This window comes from Rhodococcus sp. 06-462-5, assembly GCF_002258315.1.
Lineage (GTDB): Bacteria > Actinomycetota > Actinomycetes > Mycobacteriales > Mycobacteriaceae > Rhodococcoides.
Window position 1 is genome coordinate 319466 of record NZ_NOYD01000050.1, and the last position, 25656, is coordinate 345121.

At 65.5% G+C, this 25656-nt stretch carries 22 protein-coding genes; 14 read left to right on the forward strand and 8 right to left on the reverse strand.

The features are described 5' to 3' along the window. Window positions 1–7: 7 nt before the first annotated feature. Complete coding sequence (zapE, locus tag CH251_RS23145; RefSeq protein WP_094615231.1) at window positions 8–1021, reverse strand: cell division protein ZapE; 1014 nt, start codon at window positions 1019–1021, stop codon at window positions 8–10. A 34-nt stretch (window positions 1022–1055) separates the two neighbouring features. Here zapE and CH251_RS23150 point away from each other — a divergent pair, with 34 nt between their 5' ends. The 6 genes from CH251_RS23150 to CH251_RS23175 all read left to right on the forward strand — a co-directional run bounded on the left by CH251_RS23150 (window position 1056) and on the right by CH251_RS23175 (window position 6688). Continuing rightward, a complete protein-coding gene (locus CH251_RS23150; RefSeq protein WP_094615232.1) occupies window positions 1056–1844 on the forward strand; it encodes a pyrimidine reductase family protein in 789 nt (262 codons plus the stop codon). Window positions 1845–1890: 46 nt separating this feature from the next. Then, window positions 1891–3453, forward strand: a complete 1563-nt coding sequence (locus CH251_RS23155) for an alpha/beta fold hydrolase (RefSeq protein ID WP_094615233.1) — start codon at window positions 1891–1893, stop codon at window positions 3451–3453. Window positions 3454–3516: 63 nt separating this feature from the next. Continuing rightward, complete coding sequence (locus CH251_RS23160) at window positions 3517–4755, forward strand: glycosyltransferase family 87 protein (RefSeq protein ID WP_094615234.1); 1239 nt, start codon at window positions 3517–3519, stop codon at window positions 4753–4755. Between the two features lie 27 nt (window positions 4756–4782). Further along, the gene (gene msrB / locus CH251_RS23165) at window positions 4783–5211 is read left to right on the forward strand and encodes a peptide-methionine (R)-S-oxide reductase MsrB (protein ID WP_094615235.1); all 429 of its coding nucleotides are present in this window, start codon (window positions 4783–4785) and stop codon (window positions 5209–5211) included. Between the two features lie 129 nt (window positions 5212–5340). After that, on the forward strand, window positions 5341–6153 hold the full coding sequence (locus tag CH251_RS23170; protein WP_179273357.1) for a polysaccharide pyruvyl transferase family protein: 813 nt from the start codon (window positions 5341–5343) through the stop codon (window positions 6151–6153). A gap of 76 nt (window positions 6154–6229) precedes the next feature. Continuing rightward, on the forward strand, window positions 6230–6688 hold the full coding sequence (locus CH251_RS23175) for a MaoC family dehydratase (RefSeq protein ID WP_179273358.1): 459 nt from the start codon (window positions 6230–6232) through the stop codon (window positions 6686–6688). Here CH251_RS23175 and CH251_RS23180 read toward each other — a convergent pair. Genes CH251_RS23180 through hemE form a run of 5 tightly spaced genes read right to left on the reverse strand, consistent with a single transcriptional unit; the run spans window position 6666 to window position 12827 of the window. After that, on the reverse strand, window positions 6666–8987 hold the full coding sequence (locus CH251_RS23180) for a molybdopterin-dependent oxidoreductase (RefSeq protein WP_179273359.1): 2322 nt from the start codon (window positions 8985–8987) through the stop codon (window positions 6666–6668). The two genes, CH251_RS23175 and CH251_RS23180, sit on opposite strands and share 23 nt — an antisense overlap. 13 nt (window positions 8988–9000) lie before the next feature. Continuing rightward, complete coding sequence (locus CH251_RS23185) at window positions 9001–9705, reverse strand: HAD family hydrolase (protein ID WP_179273360.1); 705 nt, start codon at window positions 9703–9705, stop codon at window positions 9001–9003. After that, window positions 9702–10397: a hydrogen peroxide-dependent heme synthase gene (gene hemQ / locus CH251_RS23190; RefSeq protein ID WP_032397941.1), complete on the reverse strand. Its 696-nt coding sequence runs from the start codon at window positions 10395–10397 to the stop codon at window positions 9702–9704. The genes CH251_RS23185 and hemQ overlap by 4 nt, the downstream gene beginning before the upstream one ends. A 4-nt stretch (window positions 10398–10401) precedes the next feature. Further along, a complete protein-coding gene (locus tag CH251_RS23195; RefSeq protein ID WP_094615237.1) occupies window positions 10402–11757 on the reverse strand; it encodes a protoporphyrinogen oxidase in 1356 nt (451 codons plus the stop codon). After that, window positions 11754–12827 carry a uroporphyrinogen decarboxylase gene (hemE, locus tag CH251_RS23200; protein WP_094615238.1) on the reverse strand — a complete coding sequence of 358 codons (1074 nt, stop codon included), beginning with the start codon at window positions 12825–12827 and terminating at the stop codon, window positions 11754–11756. The genes CH251_RS23195 and hemE overlap by 4 nt, the downstream gene beginning before the upstream one ends. A 125-nt stretch (window positions 12828–12952) precedes the next feature. On the opposite strand from hemE, the gene CH251_RS23205 reads away from it, so the two are divergent. The 8 genes from CH251_RS23205 (at window position 12953) to CH251_RS23240 (ending at window position 21979) form a co-directional block, all read left to right on the forward strand. Further along, window positions 12953–13552 (forward strand): DUF3000 domain-containing protein, encoded by a 600-nt coding sequence (locus CH251_RS23205; RefSeq protein WP_094615239.1) that lies wholly within the window; start codon window positions 12953–12955, stop codon window positions 13550–13552. 40 nt (window positions 13553–13592) lie between these two features. Further along, complete coding sequence (locus CH251_RS23210) at window positions 13593–14873, forward strand: ribonuclease D (RefSeq protein ID WP_094615240.1); 1281 nt, start codon at window positions 13593–13595, stop codon at window positions 14871–14873. Window positions 14874–14945: 72 nt separating this feature from the next. Beyond that, window positions 14946–16172 (forward strand): acetyl-CoA C-acyltransferase, encoded by a 1227-nt coding sequence (locus CH251_RS23215; RefSeq protein WP_094615241.1) that lies wholly within the window; start codon window positions 14946–14948, stop codon window positions 16170–16172. Then, a complete protein-coding gene (locus CH251_RS23220) occupies window positions 16169–18274 on the forward strand; it encodes a 3-hydroxyacyl-CoA dehydrogenase NAD-binding domain-containing protein (protein ID WP_094615242.1) in 2106 nt (701 codons plus the stop codon). The genes CH251_RS23215 and CH251_RS23220 overlap by 4 nt, the downstream gene beginning before the upstream one ends. 97 nt (window positions 18275–18371) lie before the next feature. Beyond that, window positions 18372–19247 (forward strand): RNA polymerase sigma factor SigJ, encoded by an 876-nt coding sequence (sigJ, locus tag CH251_RS23225; RefSeq protein WP_094615243.1) that lies wholly within the window; start codon window positions 18372–18374, stop codon window positions 19245–19247. A 93-nt stretch (window positions 19248–19340) separates the two neighbouring features. Next, window positions 19341–20087 (forward strand): SDR family oxidoreductase, encoded by a 747-nt coding sequence (locus CH251_RS23230; protein WP_094615244.1) that lies wholly within the window; start codon window positions 19341–19343, stop codon window positions 20085–20087. Between the two features lie 223 nt (window positions 20088–20310). Beyond that, window positions 20311–21708 carry a sugar porter family MFS transporter gene (locus CH251_RS23235; protein ID WP_094615245.1) on the forward strand — a complete coding sequence of 466 codons (1398 nt, stop codon included), beginning with the start codon at window positions 20311–20313 and terminating at the stop codon, window positions 21706–21708. 1 nt (window position 21709) lies between these two features. Further along, on the forward strand, window positions 21710–21979 hold the full coding sequence (locus tag CH251_RS23240; RefSeq protein WP_094615246.1) for a YciI family protein: 270 nt from the start codon (window positions 21710–21712) through the stop codon (window positions 21977–21979). Here CH251_RS23240 and CH251_RS23245 read toward each other — a convergent pair. Both CH251_RS23245 and dxs read right to left on the reverse strand, forming a co-directional pair. Continuing rightward, window positions 21949–23322 carry a glycosyltransferase 87 family protein gene (locus CH251_RS23245; RefSeq protein WP_094615247.1) on the reverse strand — a complete coding sequence of 458 codons (1374 nt, stop codon included), beginning with the start codon at window positions 23320–23322 and terminating at the stop codon, window positions 21949–21951. The genes CH251_RS23240 and CH251_RS23245 overlap by 31 nt on opposite strands. Before the next feature lie 340 nt (window positions 23323–23662). Continuing rightward, the gene (gene dxs / locus CH251_RS23250; RefSeq protein ID WP_094615248.1) at window positions 23663–25543 is read right to left on the reverse strand and encodes a 1-deoxy-D-xylulose-5-phosphate synthase; all 1881 of its coding nucleotides are present in this window, start codon (window positions 25541–25543) and stop codon (window positions 23663–23665) included. Window positions 25544–25656: the final 113 nt, after the last annotated feature.

Genomic DNA, 25656 nt, shown 5'->3' on the forward strand with positions numbered 1-25656 from the left:
CGACCGCTCAGCCGACTGCAGCGAAACGAGACAACGCGAGCAGACGCGAGGTGGCGCGCAGGTACTTCTTGCGGTAGCCGCCTGCCAACATCTCCTCGGTGAAGATCTCGTCGAGCTTGCCGCCCGAGGCCGTCACCGGGATGCCCGCGTCGTACAGGCGGTCGGCGAGGACGACCAGGCGCAGAGCGATGGCCTGATCCGACGCCGGGTGCACGTTCTTCAGGAACACCGCAGGAATGCCGTCGAGCAACTTGCCGTAGCGCGAAGGGTGCAGCGTGCTCAGATGCGCCAGCAGCTCGTCGAAGTCGTCCAACGTTGCGCCCTCGACGGTGTCGGCGCGGTCGATCAGCTCGGACTCGGACGTGGGCTCGGGAGCCGGGGGCAGATCGCGGTGGCGGTAGTCGGGTCCGTCGACCCGGATGGACTCGAAGATCGAGCCGAGTTTCTTGATCTCCCGCATGAAGTCCTCGGCAGCGAAGCGGCCCTCACCGAGCTGCCCGGGCAAGGTGTTCGACGTCGCGACGATGGACACTCCGCGCTGCGAGAGCTCGGAGAGCAACCGAGAGACCAACATCGTGTCGCCGGGATCGTCGAGCTCGAACTCGTCGATGCACAGCACGCTGTGGTTCGAGAGTTCTTCGAGGGCCTTGTTGAAGCCCAGAGCGCCGACCACGTGGGTGAGTTCGACGAACGTGCCGAACGCCTTGGGCTCGGGAACGCTGTGGTAGATCGAGGCGAGCAGGTGGGTCTTGCCGACGCCGAAGCCGCCGTCGAGGTACAGACCTGCACCGATGGCCGGAGTCTTCTTGCCGAAGAGACCGCGCTTGCCCTTGCCGCGGATCTTCTGCACCTTGTTCGCGAACTCCTCGGCCTTCGCGACCGCAGCAGCCTGCGTCGGCTCCTTGGGGTCGGGAATGTACGAGGAGAAACTGACGTCGTCGAACATCGCCGGCGGGACCATCTGCGCGATCAACTGATCGGAGGGGACCACGGGATTTCGGTCGACAAGGCGTGCGGGCATTTGTCGAGCGTAACGACGTGGTCTGATCTCTCTCATGCAGCTTCTCCATATTGGGACCTACTTCACATCGGAGCAGGCAACCGAGTCCGCGCCCACCGTCGGATCGACACTCGACGACGACGCCCTCCGCGCCCTGCACGCGTATCCGACCGAGCTGGACCGGCCGTGGATCCGTACCAACTTCGTCGCCAGCATCGACGGATCGGTCACCGCGAACGGTAAGTCGGCGGGCCTGGGAACCCCCGCGGACAGTCGCCTGTTCGGCATTCTGCGAGAACTGTGCGACGCGGTCCTGGTCGGTGCCGGAACCGCTCGCGCCGAGAACTACGGCGGCGTCTCGCTGTCCGCCGAGGCGAAGGCACGGCGGGTGGCCGGCGGACTCGAACCGGTTCCGACGATCGTAGTGGTCACCGCGTCCGGTTCGATCGACGCAGATTCTCGATTGATCACCGACACCGAGGTGCAGCCGGTGGTGCTGACCTCGGCCGCGGCGGACGGCTCGAAAGTGGCCGCGCTTCGTTCGGCGGGTGCGACGGTGATCGAGGTGTCCGGCGAATCGGTGTCGACCGGCGACATCGTTGCGACGCTCACCGACCTCGGGTTCCGCCGCATCCTGTGCGAGGGCGGACCGGGACTGTTCGGGCAACTGGTCTCCGACGGGGCGGCGGACGATCTGTGTCTGACGATCTCGCCGATGCTCGTCGCCGGAGAAGCGGGCCGTATCGCCCACGCAGGCGACGCGTCCGACACGCCGATGCACCGGGCACACGTTCTGGGTGATGAGGACGGAACGCTGCTCACGCGCTGGGTGCGTCGCCCATGAGCAGCGCGCCGTCCGGCATCGATCGAAAAGTCGATAGCCTCGCACGGTGACGCAGAAACGAACGTTGCTCGCCGCGGTCCTCGTCCTCGCCACGATGTGCGCTGCCTGTGGCGCCGGCCCGTCGATCCGACCCGACGTCGCGGTCGAACAACGCTCCCCCGGTCAGCCGGCCGAGCCCTCGCCGGACACGCCACCGGAACCGGTCGCACTGGCCGTGCCGACCACCGATCTCCCCTGGGCCGACTGCACCGCAGCCACACTCGGCACGTTCGGACTCACCTCCACCACTCCCGGCCTGATACTCGAATGCGCAGAGTACGAAGCCGACGTCGATGCCAGCGGCCAGATGTTCGGCACCTTCGCCGTCGGCGCACTGCGAGCCCGACTCGACAGAACACCCACCGATGCGGGACCGCTGGTGTTCACGTCCGGTTCGGATCGGTCCTCGATCGCCACGTTGGCCACGATGGCCGCAGGCCCGCTCGCGACGCTGCTCGAGGCGCATCCCATCGTCGCGGTGGATCGACGCGGCATCGGCCGATCCACCGCCGTCGTCTGCATCGACGCGACGACCAAAACGGACGTCGACGCGCTGGGGCAGTTCACCAGATCCGATGCCGACGCAGTCGACCGCGCTGTCGACGCCGGTCGTGACGCCACGATCGAGTGCACCGACACGTTGCAACCGCAGGAGCTCGCGTTCGGAACCACCTACGCCGCCGACGATCTGGAGCGCCTACGACAACTCTGGGGTGTGGAACAGATAGGCCTGATCGGCTCGGGCAACGGCGCGCTCACCGCATTGGCCTACGCGGCGAAGTTTCCGGCCAACATCTCGCGCCTGATCCTCGATTCGCCGACCGGCGTGGGGGGAGATCAGATCACGTTGGCCGAGCAGCGGACGCAGGGCAAGGAAGCAGCCTTCAGAGCGTTCGCGCAGCGATGCGTCGCGCTGAACTGCACTCTCGGTAGCGATCCGACGGCCGCCGTCGACCAGCTGCTCCGACGCGCTGCCGGTGGCGAATTCTCACCGCTGTCCACCCACGAGATTCTCGACGGCATCACCTTCGCCCTGGCATCGACAGCAGGCGACGCGTCGTCTCGGGCCACCGGGCTCGCCACCGCCCTGTCCTCGGCCGCCGGGTCCGACACCACCGCGCTGTCGGCCCTCGCCGAACAGGGTCGCAACGCCTACGGCACCGACGGGCAGTTCGTGTCTCGGTGCACGGACGGGCAGCAGTGGCCGTCGCCGCAGGGCGTTCGCGACCTGACGGCACAGTGGACCGACCGCTATCCCATCTACGGCACCGACGCTGCTCTGACGGCGCTGCTGTGCTCGTCCTGGCCGACGGCTCCGTCCACTCCGCTACCCACCTCCCTGGACGTTCCGGTGTTGGTCCTGTCCAACCCAGGCGACCCGATCGTCGGCAACGGCGGACTGTCCTCGGTCACCGGGTTGGTCGGGGCGACCGGTGCAGGCGTCGCCTCGGCCGCGTGGCAGGGCAGCGGGCATCCGAGCCTCGGTGGATCGCAGTGTCTGCAGAGCGCTGCGGTGAACTACGCACGCGACACCGCACTTCCGGTGGACGGCACCGTCTGCCCCGCCTGAACCGGGTACCCATCGCGGGGTGTCCGTCGCCGGTACGGTCACCGCCTCGGGTACCGTTCCCGGGTGTCACTTAGCTTTCTGGAGCCGCGGTCAGGGCGGACGACCGCCGAGGTAATCAAGTACGCCCTGTGGCCGATCGCCATCATGACCGTCATCCAGCGCGTGGTGATCAAAGCGGTCAACGGAGACATCACCAACGACTTCAACCCGGTGTACAGCGCCGCCCTGGCATTCCTCAACCGCCAGCCGGTGTACACGGCGAACTTCGACTCGGTCGATCCGCACTACCTGTACCAACCGAGCGCAACGATGCTGCTCTCCCCCATTGCCGTCATCGACCCCGAGCGGTCCCGCTGGCTGTTCATCATCGCCAGCACCGTCGCGATTCTGCTGGCGCTGTACATCCTGTTGCGCATCTTCGGATTCCGGCTCGATTCGGTAGCCGCCCCCGCTCTCCTGCTGGCCGCCTTCGTCAGCGAAACCGTCACCAACACGTTGGTGTTCACCAACTTCAACGGCTTCGTGCTTCTCGGCGAGGTGGCCTTCCTCGGTTTTCTCCTCCAACGCAAGGACCTGTCGGCGGGCGTCGCCATGGGTCTGACTCTGGCGATCAAACCGATGCTCGCGCCGCTGCTGTTGCTTCCACTGATGACGCGTCAGTGGAAGGTCTTCATCACCTCGATCGCGATCCCCGTGGTGATGATGGCCATCGCCTGGCCGCTGTCGGTGGATCCGATGAACTTCATCGACCGGACGCTGCCGTACCTGCTGCAGACTCGCGACTACTTCAACAGCGCTGTCGTCGGAAACGGCCGCTACTACGGTGTTCCCGAACTCCTCACCCTCGGAATCCGAGCGGTCCTGGGAATCATGGTTCTGATTTCGCTGTGGCTGCTCTACCGGTACTGCCGCGAGGATCGACTGTTCTTCTTCGCGACCACCTCGGGGTTGATCCTCACCGCGCACTGGCTGCTGGGCTCGCTCGGCCAGATGTACTACTCGATGATGCTGTTCCCGCTGCTGATGACCGTCGTGCTGAAGAACTCGGTACTGCGCAACTGGCCCGCCTGGCTCGCGATCTACGGATTCATGAACTACGACCGATGGCTCTCGGGGCGCTGGATCGAAACCGGTCGCGCCTTGGACTACCTGCGCACCACATTCGGCTGGGCACTGCTGATCGTCGTCATCTTCGGGGTCCTCGTCGGGCGCTGGTTCGCCGCACGGAGCGAAGGGCGGTTGGAGGACGGAATCGAACCCAGCTACCTGTTGCCGAGCGCTCCACCAGCGAAAACGGCATAGCCCGACAAATCGTATTAGCGTGTGAGCATGAGTTCAGCTACCGACAACAATTCCGCCCCGGCCGTCCAGCTCACCGATGCGCAGTGGCGCGAGAAGCTCACCCCCGAGGAGTACGCGGTGCTGCGGCAGGCGGGCACCGAACGCCCCGGCGTCGGCGAATACACCGATACGACCACCGAGGGCATCTACGAATGCCGTGCCTGCGGTGCCGAACTGTTCCGTAGCACCGAGAAGTTCGAATCGCACTGCGGCTGGCCGTCCTTCTTCGACCCGGCCGACAGCGACGCCGTCATCCTCAAAGAGGACACCACGCTCGGAATGCGCCGAGTCGAGGTCGTCTGCCGCACCTGCCACAGCCACCTCGGCCACGTCTTCGAGGGCGAGGGCTACCCCACGCCGACCGACCAGCGGTACTGCATCAACTCGATTTCGTTGACCCTCAAGCCTGCATCCTGATCGTCCCCCCAAAGCCGGAGATCGCCCTGCCGAACTGCGAGCCATGAACTGCGGATGCGTCGAAACGCAGTCCGAGACTTCCTGAATTTACTTTTGTTTTGCTTAATACATAGAGTAAATTTTACTGTCATGGCTACGTCGATCAAGACTTTCTGGTGGCGCCAGGTGAAACTGACCGGCGTCAAACCCAACTTCGGCGACGAACTGACGCCCGGACTGGTGAGATCACTGTTCGGACAGAAATGCTCCTGGCGTCGTGCGAAGCGAAGCGACATGATCGGGGCAGGTTCCACTCTCGAAATGGTCCAGCTCATGCAGGCGCGGAAGGGTCTCAAGGTCTGGGGTTCGGGATTCATGCTCAGCGAGACTGCCCACGAAAAAGACTTCAGCTACCCAGACTTCGACTTCTACGCTGTGCGCGGGCATCTGTCGTTGAGTCGCATCGAGTCCGAGCGCAAGGTCGCGGTCGGGGACCCCGGGCTTCTGGCGAACAGGGTCTATTCACGCTCCCAGCCGGTACCTGGTCGAATCGGTCTCGTTTACCACTGGGTGCACAAGAAGGATCCTGTAGTGCTCGCGCTTGCGCGAGAAAAGAACGTCACGTTGATCGACCCGTCCCGAAAGCCGGCCAAGGTCATCGCCGACATCACCGCATGCGACTTCGTGATGTCCACGAGTCTGCACGGCTTGATCGTCGCTGACTCGTACGGCATCCCCAACGCGTGGATAAAACTGCCACAGGACATAGGCGGCAACGGATACAAATTCGACGACTACTACTCCGCTTTCGACCGGCAAGCGCTCCAACATCCGTCGGACCTTGCGCGGGATAACGAGAAAATCGCGCAGCTTCGGAAGGACTATCGACCGATCCCGAATCTGACGGAAATCCAAGACGATCTGATCGCCGCATTTCCGTTCGCTCCGCGCTACACGGCCTGAATTCAGCAGGCCGAGAACAGAGCTGAACATCGTTAGCACCACTCGTTCGCCTGCTCCGACGGTGCATACTGTGAGCATGCGCACTTTCACTTCACCAGAGCAGATCAAAGCGGCCGTCGGCGAAGACCTGGGCACCAGCGATTGGTTGCAGATCACCCAGGAGCGGGTGAACACCTTCGCCGACGCCACCGGCGATCATCAGTGGATTCACGTCGACGTCGAGCGGGCGAAGAAGGAAAGCCCGTTCGGCGCGCCCATCGCCCACGGATTTCTGAGCCTGTCGCTGGTGTCGATGCTCAACTGGCAGATCTACACCATCGAGAACACCAAGCTCGGAATCAACTACGGCTCCAACAAGGTTCGCTTCATCAACCCGGTGAAGGTCGGAGCCCACGTGCGTCTGCAGACCACCCTCGTCTCCGTCGAGGACGTGTCCGGCGGAGCACTGCAGATGGTGACGGCGGGAACGTTGCAGATCGAGGGCGAGGACAAGCCCGCCCTCGTCGCCGAGATCATCTCTCGCGTCGTGTTCTGACCCCGGACCGAACAGGTGGATCGAACGCGGTGATCGGCGGCAACGGCTCGTCGTAGCGTTCGATCTCCACCAACACGTGCTGGCCGGTGCACCCGCGCGCGAGCGCCGACGAGCCCTCGTCTGCGGTCAGCACATTCACGCTGCCGTGCTTGCACATCGACCCGGGATCGGCCGGATCCTCGGGGTCGTACCAGGCCCCGGTGGACAGCTGCACGACCGACTCCAGCATCGCGTCGTCGACCACCACACCGGCCAGGCAGGAGCCGCGATCGTTGAACACCCGCACGACGTCCCCGTCGGACACTCCCCTGGCTGCGGCCGCCGACGAGTGCATTCGTATGGGCTCGCGGCCCTGAACCTTCGAGTTGCGGCTCACCGCACCGTGATCGAGCTGACTGTGCAGCCGCGTGCGCGGCTGGTTGGCGATCAGGTGCAACGGAAACTGCTCGGCCCGCGGTCCGCCGAGCCACTCGGTCGGCTCGAACCACATCGGATGCCCACGGCAGTCCTCGTAGTCGAACCCCGCCACCGTCGCCGAGAAAATTTCGATCTTCCCGCTCGGGGTGCGCAACGCGTTGCCCACCGGATCGCGTCGGAAATCCTCGAAGAACGTCAGATCGTCCTCGGTCTTCATCCGAAACGAACCTTCGCGCCTGAAGTTTTCGTATTCCGGAGTGTCGACGCCCCCGGCACGTAGATATCCGCGCCACTGCTCGTACAGATGCTCGAGCCACTGCTGCGAGCTACGCCCCTCGGTGAACTGCTCGCCCACACCGAGTTTCGTCGCCAGCTCGGCGAACGTGTCGTAATCGTCGCGGGAATCGGCAAAGCGCTCGGCGGCGGGCGACATGGCGACGAGCAAGGGATCGTTGCGCGTGCAGCTCAGATCCGACCGCTCCAACGACGTGGTCGACGGGACGACGATGTCCGCGTGCTTGGCCATCGGTGTCCAGTACGGGTCGTGCACCACGACGGTGTCGGTTCTGCCGAGAGCGCGACGCAGCCGTCCCAGATCCTGGTGATGGTGGAACGGGTTTCCGCCGGCCCAGTAAACGACCTTGATATCGGGGTAGGTCAATCGCTTACCGTCGTAATCGAATTCAGAACCCGGATTCAGCAGCATGTCCGAGACCGCGGCGACCGGAATCAAATCGGGAACGGGATTGATGCCCTGCGGCAGGGTCGGCAACGGATACGGCACCGGGGCCAGACCGGGCTCGTTCATCGACCCGTACCCGTGCCCGAATCCTCCACCCGGAACGCCTATCCCACCGAGCATCGACGCCAAGGTGACGCCCATCCACGGTGCCTGTTCGCCGTGCCGCGTCCGCTGCAGCGACCAGGTGACCGTCACCATCGTGCGTTTCGACGCCATCTCCCGAGCGAGATCCGCGATCACCTCGGCCTCGATGCCGCAGATCGCAGACGCCCATTGCGGGGTCTTCGGTGTGCCGTCCGTGCTGCCGAGCAGGTAGCGCTCGAACTCGGGGTATCCCTCGCAGTACTTCTCCAGAAACGCTGTGTCGTGCAGCTTCTCGTCGGCGAGAACGAATGCGAGAGCCAGCATCATCGCCACGTCGGTACCGGGCCGCGGCGCGATCCATCGAGCGTCGCCGCTCATGTCGTTGCGCAGTGGACTGACGGAGACGATCTGTCCGCCGCGAGCACGCATCGCGTCGAGTGAGCCGACGGTCGGATGATCGGACGTGCCGCCGTGATTGATGCCGGTGTTCTTCACCGGAACCCCACCGAACGCCACCAGCAGTTCGGTATGTGCCGCAATGACATTCCAGGATGTGGAGCGCGAGAACATCTTCCAATGCGCACCGAGAACGTGCGGCATGATGACGCCGGTCGCACCCAGGGAGTAACTGTGCACCGACCGCGTGTAGCCGCCGAGGCAGTTGAGGAAGCGGTGCACCTGACTCTGCGCGTGATGGAAGCGTCCGGCACTCGCCCAACCGTACGACCCGCCGTAGATGGCGTTGTTACCGAATGTGCTGACGACTCTGCGCAATTCGGCCGCCAGCAGATCGGTGAGCTCGTCCCACGAGACGTCGACGAACTCGTCGCTGCCACGCTTGTCGGTCGGGCCCGGCCCGTCCTCGAGCCAACCCCTGCGCACCGCCGGTGACGTGATGCGCGACCGATGGGTCACCGAACCGACGAGGTTGCCCAGTACCGGGGAGGGATTGCTGTCCGTCACCTGAGGATGGACGGCAGTGACATCGCGTCCGTCCGACTCGGCCCTGAACATGCCCCAGTGGCCCATGTGCTGAACGCCGGCCGCTCCGGTCATCGAACTACCCCGGTCATCGAATTCCGAACGCGCTCAACGCCTTCAGCAGTGCATCGGGCCGCTGCGCCGTCGGCACCGGATCGACGAGAGCGAAGCTGCATCCGATCTCCTGCGCGGCGCCGTCGGCCTCGTCGCTATCGCCCACCATCAGCGTCACCGCTGGGTCGACGCCCAACGCCGCCACTGCGTGCCGGAAAATCTCGGGCTGCGGCTTGACGTGACCTACCTCGAACGAGAGCACGAACTCGTCGACGTACCGATCGAGACCCCGATCGACGAACGCCGGACGGATGTCGAAGGCTATGTTGCTCAGTACACCGACCCGAACCGACTCGGCAGCAAGCTTTTTCAGGACCGCCTCGGTGTCCGGGTACGGCGTCCAGGAATCCGCATCGATCACGCGACCGTAGACGGATTCTGCGTGCGCCGGGTCGGTGACGCCGGACTGCGCGAGCACGTGCAGATACGCCTGTCGGTGCAGCGCCGGGTCGAGATCGCGGTTCCGCCACGCATGACGCGTCGCGTCGTCGAACTCGACCGTCTCCCCCACCGGTGCCGTCATACGGCGCATGAGTTCCGCGGCTCCCGCACCGTCGACGGGGGTGCCGTCGGCATCGTGGACGCCGTCGAACCAGGAGGGGTGTTCCTCGAGCCTGAACAACGTGCCCGAGAAGTCGAACAGGACGGCCTCGATCGCGGGTGTGCCCGTGCTCGTCACGGCAGGGATTCGACGAGCGCGTCCACCTCGACCCGAGGGCCGGTGAAGAACGGAGTCTCCTCGCGCACGTGACGCCTCGCCTCGGTGGCCCGCAGGTCACGCATCAGGTCGACGATGCGATCGAGTTCGGGAGCCTCGAAGGCCAGGATCCACTCGTAGTCGCCGAGTGCGAACGACGGCACGGTGTTGGCCCGCACGTCCTTGTAGTCGCGTGCTGCCTTGCCATGGTCGGCGAGCATCGTGCGGCGCTCGTCGTCGGGCAGCAGGTACCAATCGATAGAGCGGACGAACGGGTAGACGCAGATGTATGCGCCCGGGTCCTCACCGGCGATGAAGGCCGGGACGTGGCTCTTGTTGAATTCGGCCGGGCGGTGCAGCGCGGTGTTGCTCCACACCGGAGTGCTCGCCTTGCCCAGCGCGGTGGTGCGACGGAAATCGGAATAGGTGGCCTGCAGGTCCTCGATGCGCTCGGCGTGTGTCCACACCATGAAGTCGGCGTCGGCGCGCATGCCGGCGATGTCGTAGACCCCGCGCACAGCGACACCCTTGTCTTCACGACCTTCGAAGAACACCTTCGCTTCCTTGGCGGCCGCGGCCCGATCCTCGCCCAGAACACCGGGCGTGACCTTGTAGACCGAGAACATCAAGTAGCGAAGAGTCGAGTTGAGCGCTGAGTAATCGAGGCGTGCCATGGCCCTATCGTGCCACTTCGATCAGACGGGCGGCAGCGGTGGTGGCGGACGCAATACACGCGGGCACCCCGACACCGCGCTGCCAGGCTCCGGTGACCTCGAGGCCGGGTAGGTCGGCGACTCCGGCCTCGATGGCGGCGACGCGATCGAGGTGGCCCGGCGCGTACTGCGGCAGGCCTCCCGGCCAGCGCTGCACGGTTGCGGCGAGCGGCCGCGCGTCGATGTTCGCCACCGCCGCGAGGTCGGCGAGCGCCGTCTCGATCGACTCCGCGTCGGATCGGTCCGACGCCGTGGTGTCACCGAATCGGCCGAGCGAGGCCCGCAGCAGTACCGCGTCACGCTCACCCAGGTGTGGCCACTTGCGGCTCGACAGAGTGAACGCCTTGACGTCCAAGCCCGCGTCCGTGGCCACCAGAATTCCCGAATTCTGCGGCAGCTCCGTCGTCTTGGGGAACGCGAGCGCGACGACGACCGAGGATGCGAGTTCGATCTCCCGCGCGGCCTGCGACGCCGTGGGTGCCACCTCGGCGATGAGCCGACCGAGAATCGGCGCAGGGACCGCCAGCACCACTCCGTCGACGAGTCCGAGTCCATCGACGAACCATCCGCTCGACTCGCGGCGGATCTCCTCGACGCCTGCTCCGACGACCGTCCTGGCATCGCTCGCAGCGACCAGAGCATCGAGCAGCACCGCATAACCGTCGCGCAGCCCGCCGAACACCGGTCCCGGCGACGGGGTGGGCAGTGCAGCCAGCACGGCCTCGGTCAGGTTCGCCGCTCCGCCGTCCAACGCGGCAGCCAACGTCGGAAGGGCAGCACGGACACCGATGGAGCTCGCCGAGCCGGAGTACACGCCGCCGAGCAGCGGATCGACCGAACGGCTCACGACCTGGGAGCCGAACCGGCTGCCCACGAGATCGGCCACACTGACGTCCGAGCCCGCGGTCCAGGCGAAGGGCCGCGCGGTCTCGGTCTCGATGAGGTGCAGGTCTTCGGGGTCCACCAGATCCCGTACGGAATCGGCGGACGACGGGATGCCCATCAGAGTGCCGAGAGGAAGCGCGTGTGTTCGACCGCCGGAGAAGACGAGCGGCCGCACCTGCGCCGGGTACACCAGCTGATCCGACAGACCGAGCTCGGCGAGCAGAGCAGGCACCTCGGGACGTCGACCGATGAAGGCCTCCGCACCGACGTCGAGCGAGTCCGTGCCGACCGCGGTGGTGCGCAGCGTGCCGCCGATGCGAGACGAGGCCTCGACGAGAGTGATCTCGGCATCCGGCCCGCAGGACTGCCGAAGGCGATACGCCGCGACGAGGCCGGAGATTCCGCCGCCGACCACGGCGTAGCGCCGCACCGTCACAACGAATGCACCAGCGACACCACGCGCGTCAGAATGTCGGGATCGGTATCGGGAAGCACTCCGTGTCCGAGGTTGAACACATGTCCGCGCGCACCGGCCGCGACAGCGCGGTCTGCCTCGGCGGCGATGCGTCGAACTTCCGTCTCGACGGCGTCCCAACCGGCGAACAGCACCGCTGGATCGAGATTGCCCTGCAGGGCTTTGCCGTTGCCGACACGATGCACGGCGTCGTCGAGTGGGATCCGCCAGTCGACGCCGACCACATCGGCGCCGGCCTCACCCATCGCCCCGAGCAACTCTCCGGTTCCGACGCCGAAGTGGATCTTCGGTACACCGGCCGAGGACACTGCCTCGAACACTCGCTGCGAGTGCGGCAGGACGTACTCGCGGTAGTCGGCGAGGGACAGCGCACCCGCCCAGGAGTCGAACACCTGCACTGCGTCGACGCCCGCAGCCAACTGAGCCTGCAAGAACGTGATCGTCGTGGTGGCCAGTGCGTCGAGCAGGGCGTGCCAGGTCGCCGGATCGGACCGCATCAGTGCCTTGGTCTTCTCGTGATTGCGACTCGGGCCGCCCTCGACCAGATACGACGCGAGGGTGAACGGTGCGCCCGCGAAACCGATGAGCGGCGTACCGGCGAGTTCGCGGGTGAGGATCCGCACCGCGTCGGCCACCGGCTCCACCTGATCGGCGGTCAGGACCGGCAGTGCGGCGACGTCGGCGGCCGACCGCACCGGCTGCGCGACGACCGGTCCGGTGCCTGCCACGATGTCGAGATCGATACCGGCGGCCTTGAGCGGAACGACGATGTCCGAGAACAGGATTGCCGCGTCCACGTCGTGGCGACGAACGGGTTGCAGGGTGATCTCGGCCACGAGGTCGGGCCGGAAGCACGAATCCAACATGCCGATGCCTGCACGAATCTTGCGGTACTCGGGCAGCGACCTACCGGCCTGGCGCATGAACCACACCGGCCGACGTGAGGGAGCTCGACCCGCGATCGCGGCCAGGAACGGTGCGTCCGGGAGTTCTCGGCGGGCGGGGGCTGTGGCGTGCGGTTCGGCGTTCATCGGGTTCCATGCTGCCACGCGTCGGGAATGCTCCCGCCACCAAGGGCGACACACCCACTTCGGTTGCATCACGGCTCGGCGCGCCTCCGCCTGAGCGCAACGTGACGCGTCTAACGTCCGGTGACGTGACCGAACCCCATTCCACCGCCGAACCTGCGCCGTTCCGCGCCGCCATCGACGCGATGCATCGGGCTCAGGTACACCCGGCGATCGAAATCGGTCCGATCCGGCCGCCGCAGCGTCTCGCCCCGTACAGCTACGCGATCGGTGCCGAGGTCAAGCATCCCGACTCCGACCAGGTCGACGAACAGAGTGACGGCGACGCCTTCGGCCGCCTCATCCTGCTGTACGACCCCGACGGTGCCGAGGCGTGGAACGGCACCCTTCGACTGGTCGCGTACATCCAGGCGGACGTCGACGAGTCCCTCGCCGACGATCCCCTGCTCCCCGAGGTCGGGTGGAGTTGGCTGGTGGATGCGCTGGAGTCACGGTCGGAGCCGCTGAACGCGCTCGGCGGCACGGTCACCTCGACCAGCTCGGTGCGCTACGGCGACATCGCCGGGCCACCCAAGGCCCACCAACTCGAACTGCGCGCCTCGTGGACGGCCACGTCCGAGGACCTCTCGACGCACGTCGAAGCGTTCTGCGAGGTACTCGCCTACGCGGCAGGCTTGCCGCCCGCGGGCATCACCACCCTCGGTCAACGCAGTTCCAGCCGCACATAGTGGGCCGTCCTCCCACCCGCAGGGCCTAGAGTCACATCTCATGTCAGCCGAGAGTTCTCCCGAGACCACGCCGGACGACGAGGCGACCGAGCCTGTCGCCGTTCCGCTACTGGCCCCGGCTGACGGCGTACCCGACGTGGTCGACACGCCGGACGCCGTGCGCGCGGCCGCCGCTCTGCTCGCAGCAGGTCACGGCCCCCTCGCCGTCGACGCCGAACGCGCCTCGGGCTTCCGCTACTCCCAGCGCGCCTACCTGCTGCAGTTCCGTCGTCGCGGGGCAGGCACGGTTCTGCTCGATCCGATCCCGGTGACCGGCGACCTCGCTCCGCTCGCCGAGGTGATCAACCCGCTCGAATGGGTACTGCACTCCGCCGATCAGGACCTACCGGGGCTCGCCGAACTCGGCCTGGTGCCTGCCACGCTGTACGACACCGAACTGGCAGGACGCCTCGCCGGATTCGATCGCGTGGGGCTCGGTGCCATCGTCGAACGCACCCTCGGATTGGCCCTGCAGAAAGGCCACGGGGCAGCCGACTGGTCCACCCGGCCGCTGCCCGACACCTGGCTGAACTACGCCGCGCTCGACGTCGAGGTTCTTCTCGAACTGCGCGACGCGATGGCCGAGGAGCTCGAAAAGCAGGGCAAGACGGAGTGGGCAGCACAGGAATTCGCCCACATCCTCACGCTCGGGCCACCCAAACCCAAGACCGACAGATGGCGTCGGACATCGGGGATCCATGCGATCAAGTCTCCCCGCACCCTCGCTGCCGTTCGCGAATTGTGGACCACGCGAGACGAACTGGCAGCCAAGCGTGATGTGGCACCGAGCCGAGTGCTGCCCGACTCGGCGATCGTGGCGGCGGCAACAGCGGACCCGAAATCCTCGCGCGAGCTCGAGCAACTGCCGGTCTTCGGCGGCCCCCGTCAGCGCAGATCGTCCCGATTGTGGGCCTCGGCCCTGACCCGTGCGCGGGCGCTCCCGACCTCCGAATTGCCCTCGATGGCAGCGTCTTTCGACGGGCCGCCTCCGGTCAATCGCTGGGCTCGCCGCGATCCCGACGCAGCGGCGCGACTCGCCGACGTACGAGCCGCGATGACCGAGCTCAGCGAATCGGTTGCAGTGCCGGTCGAGAATTTGTTGATGCCGGATCTGCTACGCCGCCTGGTGTGGGATTGGCAGAATCCGGTCGATTCCGACGTGGACCCGGCCGAGCTGATCGAGGCCCGACTGGCCGACGGCGGGGCCCGACCCTGGCAGCGGACGCTGGTGGTACCGGTACTGGCGAAGGCGCTACACCCTTCCCAAGTTACCGACGAGTAATACCGGCTACAGTAGGACACGCGTCCGGGCACCCGGGCGAGTCGTCCGCATCTGTCGGGAGGATCGAAAAGCGTGTCTGTACCCGCGTCCACCAGCTCACAGAGGAATGTTGTCTTCGTCGACGGCATCCGTACCCCGTTCGGCAAAGCAGGCCCCAAGGGCATGTACGCCGACACTCGCGCAGACGACCTCGTCGTCAAAGCAATCCGCGAACTTCTTCGCAAGAACCCCAATCTCCCTCCCGAGCGCATCGACGAGGTCGCGATCGCCGCGACCACGCAGACCGGTGACCAGGGCCTGACCATCGGCCGTACGTCCGCACTGCTCGCCGGACTCCCCCGCAGCGTCCCCGGCTTCGCCATCGACCGCATGTGCGCAGGCGCGATGACCTCGGTCACCACCACCGGATCGGGCATCGGCTTCGGCCAGTACGACGTCGTCATCGCCGGTGGCGTCGAGCACATGGGCCGCCACCCGATGGGTGAGGGCGTCGACCCCAACCCGCGCTTCCTCGCCGACAAGCTCGTCGATCCCAGCGCGCTGGTGATGGGCAACACCGCCGAGAACCTGCACGACCGGTTCCCGAGCATCACCAAGGACCGCACCGACGCGTACGCCGTCGCCAGCCAGAACAAGTACGACGCCGCCAAGAAGGCCGGCCTCATCGCCGACACTCTCGTGCCCGTCGCCACCAAGTCCGCCGCAGGGTGGGGCCTGGCCACCGAGGACGAGCCGCCCCGTCCCGGCACCACCGTCGAAGACCTCGCCAAGCTCAAGACGCCGTTCCGGCCCGCCGGTCGCGTCACCGCAGGCAACGCCGCAGGACTCAACGACGGAGCCACCGCCGCGATCCTGGCCGGCGAGGACACCGCGCACGAGCTCGGCCTGAACATCGGCATGCGAATGGTCGGCTTCAGCTTCGCAGGCGTCGACCCGGCCGTCATGGGCATCGGCCCGGTCCCCGCGACCGAGAAACTCCTCGGCCGAACCGGATTGAGTATCGACGACATCGGTCTGTTCGAGATCAACGAGGCCTTCGCCATCCAGGTTCTCGCCTTCCTCGAGCACTACGGCATCGCCGACGACGACCCCCGCGTCAACCAGTGGGGCGGGGCCATCGCGTGCGGCCACCCCCTCGCATCCTCGGGCGTTCGCCTGATGACGCAATTGAGCCGCCAGTTCGCCCAACAGCCCGACGTGCGCTACGGCCTGACGACCATGTGCATCGGTCTCGGCATGGGCGGCACCGTCATCTGGGAGAACCCCAACCACGCTGATTACTCGGGAGCAGCCAAATGAGTGATATCACCACAGCGTTCACCGACGAGGTAGTCACGAACGCGTTCACCAAGATCGTCTCCGTACCGGGGCTCGACGGTTCCATCGCCCTCGTGACGCTCGACAACGGTTTCGATCACACCAAGCCGTCGACCTTCGGTCCCGGCGGACTGGCCAAGTTCGACGCCGCACTCGACGAGGCATTCGCAGCGAACCCAGTGGCCATCGCCGTCACCGGTAAGCCGTTCATCTTCGCCGTCGGTGCCGACCTCAACGGTGTGCCGAACATCAAGACCAAGGACGAGGCGCTGCAGATCGGGCAGCTCGGCCACAAGGTGTTCCGTCGCCTGCGCGAGTCGACGATTCCGACGTTCGCCTTCATCAACGGTGCCGCGCTCGGCGGCGGCCTCGAAGTGGGACTGCACTCGCACTATCGCACCGTCGCCGAGAACGCTGCTGCGCTCGGCCTGCCCGAGGCCTTCCTCGGTCTGGTCCCGGGATGGGGCGGAACTCAGTTGCTGCCCAACATCATCGGAGCCTCGAACGCCGTCACCGTCGTCATCGAGAACGCACTGAACCAGAACCGCGTCCTCAAGCCGCAGCAGGCACTCGACCTCGGCATCGCCGACGCCCTCTTCGGCGGAGCCGATTTCCTCGAGCAGTCCCTCGCGTGGGCTGCGCAGGTGATCAAGGGCGAGATCGTTCCCAACCGTCCCGAGATCGACCGCGGACAGGCCTGGGACGACGCCATCGCCCGCGCCAAGGGCATCGTCGCGGGCAAGACCAACAACTTCGCCCCCGGCCCCGTCGCCGCTGTCGAACTGCTCGAGCTCGCCAAGAACACCGACATCACCGACTCGGCCTCGCTCGACAAGGCCTTCGCGGCCGAGGACGAGGCCCTGTCCACGTTACTGGTCAAGGACGAACTCCGTGCGGGCCTCTACGCCTTCGATCTGGTGCAGAAGCGCGCGAAGCGTCCCGCCGGTGCACCCGATAAGTCGTTGGCACGCAAGATCTCCGGCGTCGGCATCGTCGGTGCCGGTTTGATGGCCAGCCAGCTCGCCCTGCTGTTCGTGCGCCAGCTGAAGGTGCCGGTGATCCTCACCGACATCGATCAGGAGCGCATCGACAAGGGCGTCGGCTACGTCCACGGGGAGATCGACAAGCTACTCGGCAAGAAGCGCTTGTCCCCCGACGCCGCAAATCGGTTGAAGGCGTTGGTGTCCGGCTCGATCGACAAGTCCGCGTTCGCGAACACCGACTTCGTGATCGAGGCCGTGTTCGAGAACCTCGACGTCAAGAAGAAGGTGTTCGCCGAGGTCGAGGAATTCGTCTCTGCCGAAACGATTCTCGCGACCAACACGTCCTCGCTGTCGATCACCAAGATGGCTGCAGACCTCGAGCACCCCGAGCGCGTCGTGGGCTTCCACTTCTTCAACCCCGTCGCGGTGCTTCCACTGCTCGAGGTCGTCAAGGGTGAGAAGACCGACGATGCCACCCTCGCAACGGCATTCGCGACGGCCAAAACCCTCAAGAAGTCGGCCGTGTTGTCGGCGGATCTCCCCGGATTCGTCTTCAACCGTCTCGTCACGCGCGCGTCGAACGAGATCATCAGCGCGATCGACGAGGGCACCCCGTTCGATGTCGCCGACGGCGCAGTGGGCGAACTCGGCATGCCGATGAGCCCGCTGACCCTGCTGGCTCTCGTCGGCCCGGCGGTCGCACTGCACACCGCGGAAACTCTCGGTGAGGCGTACCCGGAGCGGTTCAAGGACTCCCCCGGATTCCGTGCACTCGTGGAGGCGAAGAAGCCGGGCGTGTGGACCTACGGCCCCGAGGGCCAGGTGGTCGATCCCGAGGTCGCCGCACTGTGGCCGCAGGGAGATTCGCCGTCCACCGCCGAGCAGGTACTCGAACGCACCCGCAACGCCATCGCCGACGAGATCAAGATCATGCTCGACGAGGGCGTCGTGGCAGCAGCCGAGGACATCGACCTCTGCCTGCTCCTCGGCGGCGGATTCGGCTTCTGGAACGGCGGCATCACGCCGTACCTGGACCGCAGCGGTGCCTCCGAGGCCGCAACCGGTCAGCGCTTTCTCGCCCCGGGCGTAGCCAGCGTCTAGCGTTGCCCGCCGAGTTCGAGGTCATGGACGGATTTCTCCTGATTTCCTTCCATGACCTCGAACTCGGCTTTTTCGTGTCGAGATATGGTCTGACGCCATGAACAACGAGCGCGGTCGGCTGATCGGCATCGGCTATCGAATGTTGGGTTCGTACAGCGACGCCGAAGACGCCGCATCCGAAGCGCTCGTGCGCTGGTACCGACTCACCGACGCCGAACGCGACGACATCGACGTCCCCGGTGCGTGGCTCACCCGCGTCGTGAGCCGGATCTGCCTCGACATGCTCGGATCGGCCCGCGTACGCCGCGAGAACTACGTCGGGCAGTGGCTGCCGGAACCCGTCCGCGGCCTGGACTCCGAAAATTCGGTCGCCGCCGACCCCGCCGACCGAGTTGCGCAGCAGGAATCGGTGACGTTGGCACTGCTCGTCGTACTCGAATCGCTCGGTCCGGCGCAGCGAGTCGCATTCGTGCTGCACGACGCGTTCGCCGTGCCGTTCGACGAGATCGCGACCGTTCTCGATCGCTCCCCGGCTGCGTGCCGCCAACTCGCTTCTGCCGCACGAATTCACGTCCATTCCCGTCACCGTTCCATCGCCGACCCCATCGAGCACGACCGCGTCGTGCGGGCCTTCGCCTCGGCCTCCGCAGGCGGGGACATCGCATCCCTCGTCTCGGTGCTCGCGCCCGACGTCACCTTGGTCAGCGACGGCGGCGGCCACGTATCGGCGGCCCGCAACGCCGTTCTCGGATCCGATCGAGTCGCTCGCTTCGTCCGCGGCATCACTGCCAAGTCCACCGACCTCGAGTGGTCGATCGAACCTGTCAACGGCTTGTCGGGCATCGTCATCCGGCGCGACGGCGCGGTGTTCGGAGTCATCGGGTTCGGAGTCATCGGGTTCGAAACCGCCGACGGCGTGGTCGCCAGCGTGTGGATCGTGCTCAATCCGGACAAACTCCGGCACTGGGTCTGACACCGCCATACATTCGCCTCGGCTGCGTCGTCAGAGAGTGGAGGGCCGCGCAGTGCGGTCCACATCATCACTCGAGAATCAGGTGGATACGCGATGAAGCTAGCCGTAGCCGGTGGAACCGGAACCGTGGGAACGCACGTCGTCGAGGTTGCGCGGGAACGCGGACACGAGGTGGTCGTTCTGTCGCGCTCTGCCGGTGTGGATCTCGTCACCGGGTCGGGACTGTCGGACGCCCTGTCCGGCGTCGACGCGGTGGTCGACGTCGCGTCGACGCAGACGATCTCGGCGAAAGAGTCGACAGCGTTCTTCGCTGCCGTCACCCGCAATTTGCTGACTGCGGAGAGCGCAGCCGGAATCGGTCATCACCTGGCATTGTCGATCGTGGGGATAGACAAGGCCCCGTACGCGTACTACGCCGGAAAGGTGGAGCAGGAGAACATCGTTCGCTCGGGAGCTGTGCCGTGGACGATCCTGCGAGCCACTCAGTTCCACGAGTTCGCCGCGCAGATCCGCGCGCAGACCTCGTTCGGTCCGCTGACCGTCATCCCCAGGATGGTCTCGCAGCCGATCGCCGCCCGCGAGGTCGCCGAGCGACTGATCGACCTGGCGGAGCGTCCGCCGGCAGGCCGAGTCGCCGATCTCGGTGGACCACGTCAAGAGCGCATGGTCGAGATGGTGCGGCGCTACGCACGAGCAATCGGTGCCCGCGGCCTGGTGCTCGAGGTCCCGATTCCCGGCGCGTACGGTCGCGCGATGCGAGACGGAACGCTGGTCACCACGAACGATTCGGATCACGGTCTACAGACCTTCGATCAGTGGTCCGCTGCCCAGGCACGCTGAGTCGCATCTCGCCGAACTCGAAGTTGTGGACGATATTCCGGCGTTTTTCGTCCACAACTTCGAGTTCGACCGGTGCAATATCGGACAATTCACCTTTTTCGGTGAGCTGTTCTCCACGCGCCGCGGATATCGTCTCGATTTCGCTCCCATTCCGTCGGTGCGAGGACGATGATGGCGATCGACCACCAAGGATGCTGGTTCACCTCGAAAGCTGGGTCCCGTGATGACGCAAACCACCGATCGGCACACCGCCAAAGTCATCGGAGTCACGATTGCCGCCGCTGTCGGCGGTTTCCTGTTCGGGTTCGATTCGTCCGTCGTCAACGGCGCGGTGGACTCCATTCAAGAGAACTTCGCCCTGTCGTCGTTCGTCACCGGCTTCGCCGTCGCCATCGCGCTACTCGGTTGTGCGGTCGGTGCCTGGTTCGCCGGCCGCCTCGCGGACAGCTGGGGCCGGAAGAAGGTGATGCTGCTCGGTTCCGCGCTGTTCACCATTTCGTCGTTGGGATCCGGATTCGCGTTCAGCGTCCCGGATCTCATGCTCTGGCGTGTACTCGGCGGCCTGGGCATCGGTATCGCATCGGTGATCGCGCCCGCGTACATCTCGGAGATTGCCCCGGCCCGCTACCGAGGTGGATTGGCCTCGCTGCAACAGCTGGCGATCACCGTCGGAATTTTCGCCGCTCTACTGTCGGACGCGGTGCTGCAGAACGCCGCGGGCGGACCGTCGAACGACCTGTGGTTCGGACTCGAAGCCTGGCGGTGGATGTTCCTCGTCGGTGTCGCACCGGCGCTCGTCTACGGCTTCCTCGCCACTCTGATTCCCGAGTCGCCCCGATATCTCGTCGGAAAACACCTCGACGAAGAAGCCGCGCGAATTCTGGGAGACATCACCGGAGAAGTGAACCCGAACGAGAGGGTCAAGGAAATCCGGTTGACCCTGCGCCGGGAATCCAAGTCGTCGTTCGCCGATATCCGTGGACCGAAGTTCGGTCTGCAACCGATCGTGTGGGTCGGCATCACGATGGCGATTCTGCAGCAGTTCGTCGGAATCAACGCGATCTTCTACTACTCGACGACTCTGTGGAAGTCCGTCGGGTTCAGCGAAAACCAGTCTTTCGTCACCTCGGTGATCACCTCTGTCATCAACGTGTCGATGACATTCGTCGCCATCTTGTTCGTCGACCGATTCGGCCGACGAAATCTGCTCATGATCGGCTCCATCGGAATGTTCGTCGGCCTCGTACTCGCGGCCATCTCGTTCACTCAGGCGGTGGGCAGCGGCGACCAACTCGAATTACCGTCGCCCTGGGGTCCGGTCGCTCTCGTCGGTGCCAACCTCTTCGTGGTCTTCTTCGCCGCGACCTGGGGACCGATCATGTGGGTGATGCTCGGCGAGATGTTTCCCAACCGAATGCGCGCCGTCGCACTCGGATGCAGTACCGCCGCGAATTGGATTGCCAACTTCGCCATCACACTCGCATTTCCGCCGTTGTCCGACACCATCGGACTCGGATTCATCTATTCGTTCTTCGCGTTCTTCGCGATCCTGTCTTTCTTCTTCGTCAAGTACAAGATCAAGGAGACCAAGGGAATGGAGCTCGAGGACATGGAGATCTGACATGCCGATGTTCGTCGTCGAATACACCTACACCCCCGAAACGTCCTCGGGCCGTGACGATCACCGAACCGATCACCGCGCGTGGCTGCGCGAACTCGAGCGCCGCAAGATTCTCCGATCGTCGAGTCCACTCGCCGATCACAGTGGTGCCACGATGATCGTCGAAGGCACCGACAAGGCAAGCGTGGAGCGGATGTTCGCACACGATCCCTTCGCCCTGGCCCATCTGATCGATCGCGTTCAGATCGAGGAGCGGGTGGCCGGGACGTAGCAGGTCGTCGAGTCCTTGCGAAGTCCTGTGGCCGCTACCGCCAGAACAATCACGTAGACAATGCAATACGCGTTGCGTAGTCCGCCGTCGACGATCGGCGACACGGACTGCATGAACGTGCCGATCACCACCACATCGGCCTGTGTGCGGTACCAGGCCACGAAAGGTGCAGTGGCGGCGAGCACTCCGAGGACACGTAGCGTGCGGCCCCGCACGCTCGTTCGCGGGCGTGCACATGCGTCGAGTCCGATCACCAGCAGCGGAACGCACCACACCCAATGGTGGCCCCAGGAGAACGGCGAGACCATCGGGGCCGTGAGACCGCACACCGTCATCGCCAGCAGTGTTCTACCCGCACGGTGAGCTCGATACGACACCCACATCCCCGCAGCGAGGACGACCACCGCGGCCGGCAACCACACGATCGCAGGCGGATGCTCGGTTCCCCACGCCCGCGCCACCATCCCCCGAACCGACTGATTCGCGGGAGACGTGGTCGACCCAACGCGGTCCGAGGCGAGGATCGCCGAGGTCCAGTAGCGCCATGCGTCGGAGGACACGACCACGAACCCGATCACCACGGTGACCAGACCGGTGACGGCCGCAGTCCATGCCGCTCGCCATTGCCTGTGCACGATCGACATGACGACGAACAGACCGGGCGTCAGCTTCAGACCGGCCGCGATTCCGACGCCGACCCCGCGAAGCCGACTGCCCTCGGGCCGGCCGAGATCCCACAGCACCAATACGAGCAACAGCAGGTTGATCTGGCCCAACCACAGCGACATGCGCACCGGCTCGAGCCACGAGCAGCCCAGTGCCAGAGCCACACTCACCACCCTGGTCCGCGTGCAGTTCTCGTACCCGAGGCGTCGCCAACTCAGCTGGACGACGACGTAGAGCAGCACGACATTGGATATGTTCACCAGCAATCCGGTCGCGGTTTCGGACAGCAGACCCAGAGGCGCGAACAGCACCGCAGCGAACGGCGGATACGTGAACGGCAGCGTGCCGAACAACGAGAACGAGTACAGCTCTTCGCTGCTGAGCACGGTTCCGCCGCCGTGTCGGTAGACGAGAGCGTCGACACCGTTGCCGAACAATCCGTACAACGAGTCGAACGACAGCAGCCGATCGTGTGCGGCGAATGCCACCACACCGATCACTGCCGACATCGCCACGAACCACCGCGAATGCCGTCGCTCGGTCCCGTCGCTCCGGGAATCCGGCGCCGGTGTGCCATCGGCGGATTCGACGGCCATCCAGTCGGAGTCACGGTCGCCGAGAGCCGGATCGATTCGGCTGTCCGACACGTCGGTCCTACCGTCGAAGACGAGGGTCATGAACGAAACATGCCAGTCGTCCCGGTTTCGGCATCTACGACACACCAGTCACACAGGTCACATATTCGCAAAGAAAAACATCGACGCCCGGAGACGACGCTGACGAACCTGCGGGCCGCAACGGCACGCGACGGTGCATTGCAGAGTTCGATTGCTCGGACTGTCGGCTACAGTGCCGGCATCCCGCGGCCTTCGGTGTGCTGCGTCGTGCACCGGGCGACGCAACGGTGGGAACCGTCGGTTCTGTTCCTTCTCGTGATGACGGTTCCGATGGCAGTCGCGGGCGCGGTGGCCGGACGACGCGCGTTCTACGGCGTCGACGTTCGGCTGGAGACCGGCGTCAGAGGCTCTTGACCCAGTGCGAGACCCGCTGCACGACGTCCTCGCAGGTGAGACCGAGTTCATGGTGTAGCTGTTCGCGCGAAGCGTGGTCCAGGAATCGTTGTGGCACACCGAGATCGCGGCACGGGGTATCGACGCCTGCCCCGCGCAGAGCCGCAGACAGGGTCGAGCCGATGCCGCCGTGCAGGCCACTGTCTTCGAGGGTGACCACCATCCGGTAGTCCTCCGCCAATTTCAGCAACGCCTGCGGGATGGGCAGCACCCATCTGGGATCGACCACGGCCACCGAGATGCCGTCCTGCCGGAGTTTCTCCGCCGCGTGCACGGCCAGCGGACCGAACACGCCGACGGCAACGATCAGCACATCGCCCGTCGCGTCGGACGGCTCGGTCAGTACGTCGACGATTCCGTCCAGTCTGCGCACTGCGGGCACGGTTTCGGTCACTGCGCCCTTCGGAAAACGCAGTGCGGTGGGTCCGTCGGACGTTGCGATCGCCTCGGCCAGTTCTTCTCGCAGTGTCTCGGCATCTCGCGGTGCCGCCACCTTCATGCCGGGAACTATGCCGAGCAGAGACATGTCCCACATGCCGTTGTGGCTGGCACCGTCGGCCCCGGTGACACCGGCACGGTCCAGCACCACCGTGACCGGTAGTCCGAGCAGCGCCACGTCCATCAGCAGCTGATCGAACGCGCGATTGAGAAAGGTGGAGTAGATGGCGACCACGGGATGCATGCCGCCCAGTGCGAGCCCGGCAGCCGACGTCATCGCGTGCTGCTCGGCGATTCCGACGTCGAACAACCGATCGGGGAAGCGAACTCCGAACGCGGCGAGACCGGTGGGCGCGGCCATCGCTGCGGTGATCGCCACGACGTCCTCGTTCTGTTCGCCCTGCTCGATCAGTGCCGCAGAGAACACCGAGGTCCAGTCCGGAGCCGACTTGGACCGCGCCAGTCCCGTCAACGGATCGATGATCCCGGTGGCGTGCATCTGATCTGCGACGTCGTTCTCGGCGTGCACGTAGCCCATGCCTTTGCGCGTCACCGCGTGCACGATGACCGGACCGCCGTACGCCTTGGCTCGGCGCAGAGCCGATTCCATCGCGTGCTGGTCGTGGCCGTCGACCGGACCGAGGTACTTGATACCGAGATCGGTGAACATCACCTGCGGGCTGATGGCGTCCTTCACCCCGGCTTTCATGCCGTGCAACATCGCGTAGGCAGTGGGGCCGACGATGGGAATGCGACGAACGATGCGGCGACCGTTGTCCAGCACCTTCTCGTACCCGGGCTGCAGTCGAAGGGCCGCCAGATGATCGGCCAAGCCCCCGATGGTGGGGGCGTACGAGCGACCGTTGTCGTTGACGACGATCACCAGGGATCGGTCGCGGCCTGCGGCGATGTTGTTGAGCGCTTCCCAACACATTCCGCCGGTGAGCGCACCGTCACCGACGACAGCGACGACGTGACGGTCGGTTTCGCCCTTGAGGGCGAACGCTTTGGCCAGGCCGTCGGCGTAGGAGAGGGAGGCCGACGCGTGCGAGGACTCCACCCAGTCGTGTTCGCTCTCGACCCGTGACGGGTAGCCCGACAGGCCACCCTGCTTACGGAGCGTGTCGAACAGACCGGTGCGGCCGGTCAACATCTTGTGCACGTACGCCTGATGACCGGTGTCGAAGATGACCGGATCACGCGGGGAGTCGAAGATGCGATGAATCGCCAACGTCAGTTCCACGACACCGAGATTGGGACCGAGGTGGCCGCCGGTGGCGGACACCTTCTCGACGAGGAACGCACGGATCTCGCGAGCCAATTCGGCCAGCTCCGCACTGCCGAGGTCGCGCAAGTCCTCGGGCGTCTGAATTCGAGCTAGGACACCCAACGAGATCGCTCCCTCCGGCCGGAAAACACAATGGAAATTTCAGTCTACGGAGTTACCGTGCCCTGCTGCTCCGCCCAGCGTCGTGACGCCGACAGTACCGTCGAACGTGGAGG

Excerpts from the sequence above, each read along its gene's own strand:
- sigJ (WP_094615243.1), top strand. The coding sequence starts at position 18,372 with ATGAACAACGAGCGCGGTCGGCTGATCGGCATCGGCTATCGAATGTTG.
- CH251_RS23180 (WP_179273359.1), bottom strand. The coding sequence starts at position 8,987 with ATGACCGGAGCGGCCGGCGTTCAGCACATGGGCCACTGGGGCATGTTC.
- CH251_RS23175 (WP_179273358.1), top strand. The coding sequence starts at position 6,230 with ATGCGCACTTTCACTTCACCAGAGCAGATCAAAGCGGCCGTCGGCGAA.
- msrB (WP_094615235.1), top strand. The coding sequence starts at position 4,783 with ATGAGTTCAGCTACCGACAACAATTCCGCCCCGGCCGTCCAGCTCACC.
- CH251_RS23210 (WP_094615240.1), top strand. The coding sequence starts at position 13,593 with ATGTCAGCCGAGAGTTCTCCCGAGACCACGCCGGACGACGAGGCGACC.
- hemQ (WP_032397941.1), bottom strand. The coding sequence starts at position 10,397 with ATGGCACGCCTCGATTACTCAGCGCTCAACTCGACTCTTCGCTACTTG.
- CH251_RS23245 (WP_094615247.1), bottom strand. The coding sequence starts at position 23,322 with ATGACCCTCGTCTTCGACGGTAGGACCGACGTGTCGGACAGCCGAATC.
- hemE (WP_094615238.1), bottom strand. The coding sequence starts at position 12,827 with ATGAACGCCGAACCGCACGCCACAGCCCCCGCCCGCCGAGAACTCCCG.
- CH251_RS23235 (WP_094615245.1), top strand. The coding sequence starts at position 20,311 with ATGACGCAAACCACCGATCGGCACACCGCCAAAGTCATCGGAGTCACG.
- zapE (WP_094615231.1), bottom strand. The coding sequence starts at position 1,021 with ATGCCCGCACGCCTTGTCGACCGAAATCCCGTGGTCCCCTCCGATCAG.
- CH251_RS23220 (WP_094615242.1), top strand. The coding sequence starts at position 16,169 with ATGAGTGATATCACCACAGCGTTCACCGACGAGGTAGTCACGAACGCG.
- CH251_RS23170 (WP_179273357.1), top strand. The coding sequence starts at position 5,341 with ATGGCTACGTCGATCAAGACTTTCTGGTGGCGCCAGGTGAAACTGACC.
- CH251_RS23230 (WP_094615244.1), top strand. The coding sequence starts at position 19,341 with ATGAAGCTAGCCGTAGCCGGTGGAACCGGAACCGTGGGAACGCACGTC.
- CH251_RS23240 (WP_094615246.1), top strand. The coding sequence starts at position 21,710 with ATGCCGATGTTCGTCGTCGAATACACCTACACCCCCGAAACGTCCTCG.
- CH251_RS23150 (WP_094615232.1), top strand. The coding sequence starts at position 1,056 with ATGCAGCTTCTCCATATTGGGACCTACTTCACATCGGAGCAGGCAACC.